This is a genomic window from Pseudomonas syringae, assembly GCF_002157375.1.
Lineage (GTDB): Bacteria > Pseudomonadota > Gammaproteobacteria > Pseudomonadales > Pseudomonadaceae > Aquipseudomonas > Aquipseudomonas syringae_T.
Genome location: NZ_MTSA01000024.1, coordinates 44,684 through 55,407, shown reverse-complemented (window position 1 = coordinate 55,407; position 10,724 = coordinate 44,684). Strand labels below are relative to the sequence as shown.

Here is a 10,724-nt window from a genome sequence, read left to right as displayed (position 1 = left end):
CGCCTACGCCGCCACCGACCATGGCCCCTGGTAAAGCGCCTGCCCCGAATGCAAGGGATCCGACAGCGCCACCAACGAGAGTCCCGACGGCAACGCTGCCGCCCATGATCATGGCGACCTCTTTGACCAATTGCAGCAAGACAGGAAGGATTTCCGTTATATCAATGGACGCCCACTTGCGCATCAGATTCAGCTGAATGATCGGGTAGGACTTGGCCATCGCCAATCTCACCGACTCGATGCGGTTTCCGCCGATACTGCCGAAGGCCAGCGTAGCCTCGTTACTCACTCGTCGAGTGAAGCCGTTCCAACCATCAGACGCGCTTTCCCAGCCTTGATCAAAAGACTGATTCAGATGGTTGAATTTGTTATCGAGGGTTCGCTCGATGTCGTCCCATTTGGGGACGTTGGCTAAAAGATCCATTCACTCATCCCTGTCCTTGAAAAAAGGTAAGTCCCGAGCCTCGATCCTTGAGCCATCGAATTCTAACGTGCCCAGTATGGCTTCGGGCGACATCATTTTTCTCATCATGGTAACGGGTGGCAATGATGTCAATAAGTCATCAAGCGTGATCTTCGAATGTTCTTCGGCCGCTGTGCCTTGAATTATCTACGTTTTTTCCAAGCACTGTTCGTAGAAAATTTTTCGGTGGATCATCGAAAAAGAGAAGTGCTCCACTATTGACGAACTGCTCGCAAGACCCATTCAGAGTGGTTGCTATCGGGACTTCGCTTTACCCATGCTGGCAATCTAGATACTGTTGTCGGACTTTTCCTACAAGGACGTTCGGCAATGCCTTCGCTCAATCAGATTTTCTTCGGTCCGCCCGGTACGGGGAAAACCTACGCCACAGTCGAAGCGACGTTGCAGATTCTTGATCAGCCTTTTCTTACTAAAAACCTTGATAACCGATCAGCGCTGAAAACTCGATTTGACGAGCTGCTCGCAGCAGGCGACGTGCGCTTTGTGACCTTTCACCAGAGCTTCAGCTATGAAGACTTTGTCGAAGGGCTTCGTGCTACAACTGATGAGAAAGGCCAGATCCGGTACGAAGTGGTTTCAGGCGTTTTCAAAAGCCTCTGCGAGTCAGTTGCGACTGAACTGAGCGGAAAGTACCGTGCGTTCAAGGTCGGTGATCGCTACGGCACAGGCTATAAAGTGACTCGCGCCACGCCTGAAGTGGTTGAGATAGAGAAGCCCCAAGGTAAACACCTTCCCATCGGCATGAGTCTGCTGAATACGCTTGCTTCTTACGTAGACGCCGGCACGCTCACTATCGAAGAGCTGGGCAATGGTCGTTGGGACAAGAAAGTGCCGGGCTCTATCCTTGATCCGTTTTTGGTGAACGGCTACAAAAACTTCCTGCCATCGATGGTCGAGCACATGCTGGGGCAAAACGAGGAGGGTTTATTTGAGCCTGCCCCCGTTCAACATAGCGACGCTAAGGTGTTGATCATCGATGAGATCAACCGAGGCAACGTCTCGCGCATTTTCGGTGAGCTGATTACACTCATCGAACCTTCCAAGCGAGCAGGCGCAGACGAGGCTTTGGAAGTCACGCTGCCCTACTCTAAAGAACGTTTCAGTATCCCCGGCAACATCCACCTGATAGGCACCATGAACACTGCCGACCGGTCGTTGGCCGCGCTGGACATTGCCTTGCGTCGCCGTTTCACCTTTATCGAAGTGCCGCCCAATCCAGAGCTGCTTGATGAAATAGAGGTTGATGGCATTGCCATCGATGAATTGCTCAGCGTGATGAATCAACGCATAGCGGCCCTGCTTGATCGAGACCACTGTCTTGGCCACGCGTACTTCATGCCGCTCAGAGCCGAGCCCACGTTGGAGCGGTTGGAAGGTATCTTCCGCGGGCAAATCCTGCCGCTGCTCCAGGAGTATTTCTTCGAAGATTGGCAGCGTATCCAATGGGTTCTCAACGACCAACGCAAGGCTCCGGAGAATAGTTTTCTGATTCAGCCGACCCAAGACCTCATCTCGTTATTTGGGGACGCGGTCACGGTGGGTCAGAGCAATGAGCGTTGGGAGCTGAATCTGTCTGCCTTTAAGAAAATTGAGTCATATTTGGGTGTGATTGATCACAACCTGAGTGCCAGTACTCCTCTGGAGGCTAAGGACGTTAGAACCGATGGGGTAGATATCAGGCAGTCTGCCGATGGTCGTATCGATGTGTATCGCGGAGGTCAGTACATAAAGCCTGCAAAGCCGCTGTTGCGCGAGCTTGCGAGCAAACACGGTATCTCCATTATGTCGGCGTCGGGCACAGCGCTGAACACGCGAAGCCTTGGACGCAAAATCATTAAGTTTCTCGGCGAGCAGCAGGGGTGAAAACCACTGTCACGGTCCGTGAATATGCCCGACTGACAACCAGTAATATCGCCAATCCGACGCTGGATGTAGCCCAAGTGTCGCTTTCGGCCTTCGACTGGCTATGCGAAACCAGTTCACGCTTTAGCAAAGCCGGCGCAGCGTTGGTTCAAGTTGAAGGCCGCCGCTGGCTTAAACTCGACAACTACGTTGGCGCGCTGGAGACACCCTGCGGTACGCGTATCGAAATCCTGCCTAAGCATTTTGAACAAGGCGACTGCATTCAGCAAAGCCGTGCTTTGCTTAGGCGCATGATTCAGAAGTCACTCGACCTGCCGACGCGCAAGGTCGGTGCAACCGCGTTACAGCGCTTCGATGCGCCGTTGACTGAATGGGTCATGAGCAGCTTTCTTGAAGCACTCGATCACCTTATCAAACGCGGCCTTCGCTTCGACTACCAGCGCGTGGAAGAAGAACAGCGGTATTTGCGTGGCCAACTCAACACCGCCCGCCAGATGCGCCAACCACCTGGCCGACAGCACCAATTTCAAATCCGCCACGATATATTCCAACCAGATCGGGCAGAGAACCGCCTTCTCAAAACAGCGTTAGATATTGTCTGCAAAACCACCCAAGATCCCAGCAACTGGCGCTTATCCCATGAGCTGCGCTCAATACTGCTAGAGATTCCAAGCAGCCGAGACACGACTCAAGATTTTAAACAGTGGCGCCACGACCGGCTCATGGCCCATTACCAGCCGGTAAAGCCATGGTGCGAACTCATCATTCAACAGCAAACGCCACTGGCGATTGCAGGCGAATGGCAGGGCATGAGCTTGCTATTCCCGATGGAAAAGCTGTTCGAACGCTACGTGGCTGCATGCCTGAGGGATTCACTGCCGTCAGATGCAACGCTGCATACCCAGCGCAGCAGCGAATATCTGTGTACTCATAAGGGCAAGAAGGTTTTCCAGCTGCGGCCTGATCTGATGATTACGCAGGGAGGGAAGAGCTGGGTTTTGGACACTAAATGGAAGCGGCTGGACGGCGAGCTTGGCAGCAAAAATTATGGCCTGAATCAGGCGGATTTTTATCAGCTGTTTGCGTATGGACAGAAATATCTGGGCGGGCAAGGGGATTTGGTGCTGATCTATCCGAAGCGGGCCTCGTTTGTGGAGGCGTTGCCGGTTTTTGAGTTTTCGGAGGGGTTGAGGTTGTGGGTGGTTCCGTTTGATCTTGATACGGGATATTTGATTTGGGCGATACCGCATTAATAACTGAAATGCGTCATCTATCAATTAATGGTTCTGTGTTTTCTAAATCATCTGCTTAGGACTTCCCGTTCCGTCGAAGTAAAAAAGGCCGCCAGTAGGCAACACTTTTTTCAGAAGCCATTTCATGCAGGATGAAATGGCTTCAGGTCTTAACACGGTTTTACAAGCGAGCCCCACTTTCCAGATTTGCTCAGCATACGGCCCATTGATTTTTAACGCTTTTTTCTTGATGACTTAACATGCAATGTCAAAATTAGTGGACTTTTGGAGTTAAGGCACCAAAATGACCAGACTTTTGGGAGCGCGTTGCAATACCTGGACACCATCGTCCCTAACACAACGAACCCAAGCGCTAGCCCCCCTGTTAGCCAGTACCCCAAAACTGAGCACAGTTGCCTTTGATGACATGCTCAGTTGTAGTGGTCTAATGATTCCGGACACTCATTTAGGCGAGAATATCGCCAGATAGAGGTGTCTGATGTCCAAACAACGCTGTACCTTCTCCGCTGAATTCAAACGCGAGGCCGCAGGCCTCGTGCTCGACCAAGGCTATAGCCATATCGAAGCCGCCCGCTCGCTTGGGGTGGTGGAATCTGCGCTGCGTCGCTGGGTGAGCCAGCTCCAGCAGGAGCGCAATGGCGTAACGCCTCAGAGCAAAGCCATGACGCCCGAGCAGCAGAAAATTCAGGAGCTGGAAGCCAGGATCGCTCGTCTTGAGCGGGAGAAATCCATTTTAAAAAAGGCTACCGCGCTCTTGATGTCGGAAGAACACGAGCGCTTGCGCTGATCGATCAGCTAGGTGCCCATGAGCCGATCGAGTTGCTGTGCGAAGCGTTCGAGATACCTCGCTCGTGTTACTACAACTATTGCCAGCGGCGTCGGGCTCCAGACGCCGAGCGGGTTCGTTTACTTAGCCGAGTCAATGAATTGTTCGGGCAAAGTCGAAGCGCTGCCGGCAGCGGCAGTATCGTGTCGATGATGCAAGAAGATGGCGAGTAAATCGGTCGGTTCAAGGTGCGTGGCCTGATGCGGGAACTGGGATTGATCAGCAAGCAACCGGGCTCGCATGCTTATAAAAAAGCAACAGTGGAGCGGCCTGACATTCCGAACATTTTGAATCGAGAGTTCAATGTACCCGCGCCCAATCAGGTCTGGTGTGGCGACATCACCTACATCTGGGCGCAAGGAAAATGGCATTACCTGGCGGTGGTTATGGATCTTTATGCGCGTCGGGTGGTGGGCTGGGCGTTTTCAAACAAACCGGATACGGACTTGGTGATCAAGGCGCTGGACATGGCTTATGAGCAACGCGGCAAGCTTCGGTGCCTGCTGTTTCATTCCGACCAGGACGCGCAATACGGGAGCCGACAGTTTCGCCAGCGGCTTTGGCGATACCGCATACGCCAGAGCATGAGTCGCCGAGGTAATTGCTACGATAACTCGCCGATGGAGCGTGTATTCCGCAGCTTGAAAACTGAGTGGATACCGACCTTGGGCTATATGACGGCCCAAGAGGCTCAGCGAGATATCAGTCATTACCTGATGCATCGTTACAACTGGATTCGGCCACACCAGTTCAATGATGGATTGTCGCCCGCTCAGTACGAGAAAAACCTTAACGTCATGTCCGGGATCAGTTGACCACTACAGCTGGATCTCACAAATGTTGTGGATCTAAGATGGCAAGGTGAGTCCGCGCTCATAGCGGTTCGGATTTTGCTGCAGGTTATGGATGGTCATCGGAACGCTTCCTTTCACCTGAATCCGGCCCAGCGCTATGGCACAGGATATCGGTAGCGATCCGAATACATGCACATGCGCGTTGTGTCCATGATCACGCTCAAGCTTGCTTAATAGTTTTCTGAATGCGGCCGTGAAGGCCTTTACGTCCGCGGGCGCTTGGATGATATCGGGGGTTATGTCGCTTGCGAAGAAATGGTAAACCGGTACACCCGGAAGAGCGGCTTCGACCAAATCCAGGTGAGTTGGGAAGGACAACTCGCATAATACTGCAATATCGCCACCTTCTTGGAGAGTGGGGCCAGCTCGGTGGAGGTGGCTGAAGACCGGCGAAGGTTGTCTGCGTTCTTCAGGCCAGCACCAAGTTTCAGGGTCTCGATCATACTGATGAATATCAATATCGATTATTGGACGAAGCGGTTCGCGACCGGGGTTGATTTCGTCCCACACGGGCTCGTAAATCATGGCCTTACGTGTGTCAGGGATGAGATTGCCCAGCAAAGCCAATACAGGGATTGGCGCTATCCCAAATAAACTGAAATGCTCGACCTCGCTAAATTTTTTGTGTGCTCCTTCAAGGATCTTGGCTTCCAGCCTTTGCCGGGTCAGCTTGACTGCCATTGCCCAGAACGCTGGATCGCTATCAAGTGTATCGACTTCAAGAAGGGCAAGCAGGTCGATGTGGATGGGGTGGTTTAGCGCTGGGATTAAGCCGGCGTTTACGATTGCCGTATTAATGTCATCGATCACAAGTGGTTGCAGGCGTGTTTGCCCAACAGCCGCACTGATATAGACAGCTACACTCTGCGGTTTCTTAGCGAGTGCCATGAGACGTTGTACCAAAGCTTCCTGGTCGTGCTTTAGCTTGAGCAACAAGTCTGTGGGAAAAAGCATCTCTCCCCGACGTTTGTCATCAATGATCTTGTGACAATCGCGGCATAAGAGGAGGTGATTTTCCAGCTTGTCAGCAAGAGCCGCAGAATTCTCCGTTGTTCCACGGACACCATTGACGGAGGACGCCGTGACGTGAGCATTTTCCGAGAGGTTGTAGGCTCTCCAGCTCAGACGATCCCGGCTGACATCAATGTTGCAGCGTTGGCACCTACCAGCAGCGCGCCCCCACAATAAGCGCTGGTCTCTTTCGCCCAAATCGCCATTGCGTCCTTTATCTTTCGACTTGGTTGGAGCATTTTTTTCGGCAGTGTTTTTTGGCGGCTTAGCAGATGCTGATTCCATAAAGTGTGCCTGTATCTATATACATAGCGGCGCATACTAGCACTCCTCATGATGCGTGGGGAGGCCGCGTATACAACGGGGAAATGTTTGAGCTCGGGTACCTCCTTAGGCGCTGGGCGCTCGAGCCGGGGATCATTTCGCCGGTCTGGAGCCCCCAGTTTTGATTCCTAGCTGAGGAGGAATCAGCTGGCCTGAACCTTCAGTTCACCGACAGCCAGGCCAGATGTGGGCTGAGCACCGATGGGCTACTTCTTAATCGCAATGACTTTAGGATTGGTAAAGAGCAGTCGGCCTTCATGCCCATGTTCGGTTCCCAGGCCGGATTGTTTGTGACCGCCGAACGGCATATCTATGCTTGAGTTATGTATCTCGTTGACCCAGACAGTACCGGCGTCGATCTGATTGGCGACCGCAACAGCGCGTTTCACATCCCGGCCCCAAATGGAACCACCCAGACCGAACGGACTGTCGTTCGCCCACTGAATCGTTTGGTCGATGTCGTCGTAGGCAATGATTGGGACCAAGGGGGAGAACTGCTCTTCCTGAACAATCCGTGCATTGTTAGAGGGATTATCGATGACTGTTACTGGCACGAAGTTGAATCGCCACCAAAGCTATGGGCACGCGCGGTGGTAGGCGCAGGCATACGAACCCGATACATTCAGCGGACCAACCAATGCCCTAACCAGTGGACGACTTCTCTGCTTTGGAGGTCGTTAACTCAGCACTCATGAAATAGCCCGCGCAGCCGATCAGATTACTGCGCAAGGAGCCATCCCTCCCCTAAAGCACGGTGGCCCAGCCGCGTGAGCAATGGACAATCCCTCGAAGGAATAGATTATGGCAGCGTTTAAAGTTTTCGAAACGGCATCGTCACTGGTTATTGCGTACGAAACTCTCGGCTTAGAACACCGAAGACTATGGCGTTTGGAGAGCTATCGTGCTGAGAGTAAGAATGAAGATCCAGTTGACTGGGTCAACTACAATAACGCGTTCGCAATCCTCATCCTCAATGCGTCAATCATCGAGGGTACGCTTCGCAGCATTCTCACCCACAGGCTTCGTCACGATGTCAACGAAGCAGTCGCTCAGGGCAGTGCGGCTGGACAGACCGCCCTAAATAAAATGGAGCAACTGTTAGCGAAATTTCAAGCCGAAGTAGAAATGAGTGGAGGGTGGGAAGCGTTGAAGCGACACATCGAACTGTACCTCGATGTGTCCGTCGACAAGGCCGTCAAGCCGGAAACTAAAGAAGCTATCACGGTGCTGTTTGCACTGAGAAACGTGCTATCTCACGGAACAGCCATCATTCAGCCCTCGATGAAAATGTCGGACGAAATGAAAGATGTTTATCCGTGGAATTGGCAGTCTAAACTCCATGGGGTAGCTATGTACCTGGAACGGATTTTTGGCAAAGGTGGGGTGTTTGAGAATCTGGCAGATCACGAAATGCCAGGGCATTTCTGGGCGGTCACACAAGATTACTTTACCCAATTGGAGTCGATTTTTGCCCCGTTGCCAGATGCCGTAGAAAAGACGATAAAAATGATCAAAGATCTCAGTTTTGGCTACCGAATGCACACATGATTCCGCAGCGTAATCTCGATATCAATACGTGATGTCGGCAAGGCATAGCCGCCCATCCTAACGCCGCGCGCAATGCGAAATGCGAAATGGGCGCGGCGTACTAGAAGTGGGATCGGATGATCTGAAATTCCGACGATTCCAAAAATCACCGCCTGGGCCGTATCCAGGCTTGAGCGCAGCGACCCTGTAGATGAGCAAGCACGCTCTGTAGCAACTTCACCCCTGCGGCAATGAGCCGCTCCATGACGATCATGGAACAGGCCGTTGGCCACGCTGTTGTGAGCTTCCAATCATCACCAATTTAAGTGCATACCATGCCTTGGCTTTGCGAGGAGGGGTAGATGTCTTGGCCGGACGCTTACGAATTTGTTTGTTCACAGCACTCTGAGTTAGCGATAGCTCCGAAGCTGAGCAAATGCCTCGACTGGATGTGGATGCAGGCTATGCAGTGCAGCGTCAGGTCCTGGCATTGCGATTGGATCGCCGAGAGCGAGTGAGTAGGCCTCATCGGCCGTTGATTGAACGGGCCAGCGTATAAGCGCGGCCCGTTGTTGGACGTTAGACAGAGGCGAATTTCCCTCTCCGCTTTGGTTGGTCAGCCATTCAATCCTAAGGGCCTGCTGAAACGTGGCGGTGAGTGTGCACGATTGTTGGCTGAGTAAGACTGTGAGAAGGGAGCGCGACTCCCCATGGATAGGGCGGGATGCAAGTACGCTCGTATTGGTAAACGGTTGCGGCTGGTAAAAGTCTCCTGTCGTAAATACGCCCGAGATTGAAGACCACGCTATTCGGGGCGGCGATAACCAGATGAATGTGCTTCACCCCTCGGCCAGAAAGTTCTTTCAGCACTTGAAGGAACTGCTCGGCTAAAGCGCTTTGCTTTTCCAAAGACCAGTGAGCGTTGGACGACAGCTCATTAATTTTCATGTGCATGATTTGAATGTTTAAGAAGGTAGCTGCTATCGCAGGTTCATCGACCGGATATGATATTGAAAGAGCGAGCACGATTTGCTCTCCAACATCGACGAGGTTGGTTACAGCCACTAGTCGCTGCCCGTCATCAACATCACTTTGAATGAGGCGCCACTGGCCTGCACCCAACCGGTCCCAGTCGAACACTTTGATTCCACCCCCTTCGTCATCCAGCAAGCAGCCAGTGAGGAAGGTGAACGGCACAGGCATGAGTCCACCATAGGCGATCGTGATATCGTTTTTATTCTGTCCATCGAGACGGCGCACCAAGTCACCTCTGCCGTCCACTACCTTTTGTAGGGCAATTTCTGGTTGAGAGATGCGCCCTTCTATAACCCCCTCCCGTATATCGACGAGGATGGTATCAACTGTGCCTCCGACCGTATTCTTGACCGCTGCGTCCAACGGGCTATCGATCTTGAACAGCCCTTTTTGCTCAAGCAAGAGCACCCGTTGCCGGGCCAGCTGTTTTTGGCTCTGAAGGTTTAGGAGAACTCCTACGAAGATCATCAGCACTCCTACAACGAAAGCGGCGATAGCCATCCACGCAGCTGGTCCTCCAGTGGTATCTATGTTTGCTTGCAGTTGGGTCGATGCGCTTATGTACCTGATTGTCCCAACCAGGCCTCCGGCGAGTGAGGCTCCAATAATCACCGTCCCATAGCGGATAAGGCAGACGCCAATATTTTTGGGGCGAACGAACCAGTCGACGATTTTTCGTCCCCAGCTCAGCAATTCTTCCTTAAGCATCCATAAATCCTTATTTTGAAGTGTGTGGGTCTGCTTACAGCAGTGCGTCGTTGCCGAAAATAATCAGGGAAGGCGCGCGAAAAAGCCACCAAGATTTGCAAGTTTCCAGCTGTAACTGGGAGGACGAGACCAAAGGGATAGGCTTAATTTATCGCTGAAGAATGAATCATCCCTGATCGATTCAAGGAGGGCGGAAAAAATCAGGCTTGGTTGACTTCGCAAGCAATGATTGAATGTTGTTGACTCCCTCGTTAACTATGGGTGTGTGCCATTTCTAGGCTCGCAGAATTTCGTGCGCTTGAGCAGATGTTCGCCCATCAATCGGCAGAGTCTGAAAGCTTGAAAAATATAACGCTCTGAAGCAGGAACTTTGAGTTAGAGGAAAAGTTGCGTTCACTGTCCGGAGAACATGGTTATAGCATGCGTGATGTAGTTGCGATTTTGGATCCTGCCATTCGGTTAGAAATTGATACTCACCCAGTCAAAAATACCAGTAGGGCCCGTAATGTGAAGGATGCGAGAACCCTCATGCCGGGGAGGGGATTGAGACCTGAGGGGGCAATTACCAGACACTTAAGGAATGGGAATCCAAGTATGGAGTAAGCACTGTAGACTCAAGGCTCGCGCGAACACCGTACGCCTAGTGCGCTGGTTTATTGCGCAGTAGTGATTTATTACTAAATCAGTACTGTCTTGGTTCTGAGATGGTCGCCATAGGTGAACGCAGAATTCGGTGGGGCTAGAAATTAGAGCTTTCCGAATTTCATAGTCCAAGCAGAACCCGATTGGCTGGGCTCTGCTTACACTGATCAGTATCGAATTGGCTCCTGTTGTGAGGC

The 10,724-nt window shown here is 52.2% G+C and carries 7 protein-coding genes and 1 pseudogene; 4 read left to right on the top strand and 4 right to left on the bottom strand.

The genetic code is table 11. The annotated features are described in order from the left end of the window. The coding region (locus BW686_RS23870) for a DUF6861 domain-containing protein (protein WP_373271061.1) at positions 1-424 on the bottom strand (424 nt) is incomplete at its 3' end. A gap of 369 nt (positions 425-793) precedes the next feature. On the opposite strand from BW686_RS23870, the gene BW686_RS23865 reads away from it, so the two are divergent. The 3 genes and pseudogenes from BW686_RS23865 (at position 794) to BW686_RS23855 (ending at position 5,241) form a co-directional block, all read left to right on the top strand. Next, a complete protein-coding gene (locus tag BW686_RS23865) occupies positions 794-2,347 on the top strand; it encodes an McrB family protein (RefSeq protein ID WP_084920107.1) in 1,554 nt (517 codons plus the stop codon). Beyond that, positions 2,344-3,600, top strand: coding sequence for an McrC family protein (locus BW686_RS23860; RefSeq protein ID WP_084920105.1), 1,257 nt, complete (start codon positions 2,344-2,346; stop codon positions 3,598-3,600). Before BW686_RS23865 ends, BW686_RS23860 begins: the two co-directional genes overlap by 4 nt. Positions 3,601-4,078: 478 nt before the next feature. Then, positions 4,079-5,241 (top strand): annotated as a pseudogene (locus tag BW686_RS23855) (IS3 family transposase). 33 nt (positions 5,242-5,274) lie between these two features. Here the strand turns inward: BW686_RS23855 and BW686_RS23850 are convergent. Both BW686_RS23850 and BW686_RS23845 read right to left on the bottom strand, forming a co-directional pair. Next, on the bottom strand, positions 5,275-6,576 hold the full coding sequence (locus BW686_RS23850; protein WP_084920103.1) for an SAVED domain-containing protein: 1,302 nt from the start codon (positions 6,574-6,576) through the stop codon (positions 5,275-5,277). A 245-nt stretch (positions 6,577-6,821) separates the two neighbouring features. Further along, positions 6,822-7,169: an aldehyde dehydrogenase family protein gene (locus BW686_RS23845; protein WP_084920101.1), complete on the bottom strand. Its 348-nt coding sequence runs from the start codon at positions 7,167-7,169 to the stop codon at positions 6,822-6,824. 247 nt (positions 7,170-7,416) lie between these two features. Between BW686_RS23845 and BW686_RS23840 the strand changes: the two genes are divergently transcribed. Then, a complete protein-coding gene (locus tag BW686_RS23840; protein WP_084920098.1) occupies positions 7,417-8,163 on the top strand; it encodes a hypothetical protein in 747 nt (248 codons plus the stop codon). Positions 8,164-8,772: 609 nt separating this feature from the next. Here BW686_RS23840 and BW686_RS23835 read toward each other — a convergent pair. Beyond that, entirely contained in the window at positions 8,773-9,885 is a 1,113-nt protein-coding gene (locus BW686_RS23835; protein WP_084920096.1) for an SAVED domain-containing protein, read from the bottom strand. Positions 9,886-10,724: the final 839 nt, after the last annotated feature.

Bases quoted from the DNA above. Each gene is read 5' to 3' on its own strand.
- BW686_RS23865 (WP_084920107.1), top strand. From the start codon at position 794: ATGCCTTCGCTCAATCAGATTTTCTTCGGTCCGCCCGGTACGGGGAAA.
- BW686_RS23850 (WP_084920103.1), bottom strand. From the start codon at position 6,576: ATGGAATCAGCATCTGCTAAGCCGCCAAAAAACACTGCCGAAAAAAAT.
- BW686_RS23840 (WP_084920098.1), top strand. From the start codon at position 7,417: ATGGCAGCGTTTAAAGTTTTCGAAACGGCATCGTCACTGGTTATTGCG.
- BW686_RS23835 (WP_084920096.1), bottom strand. From the start codon at position 9,885: ATGCTTAAGGAAGAATTGCTGAGCTGGGGACGAAAAATCGTCGACTGG.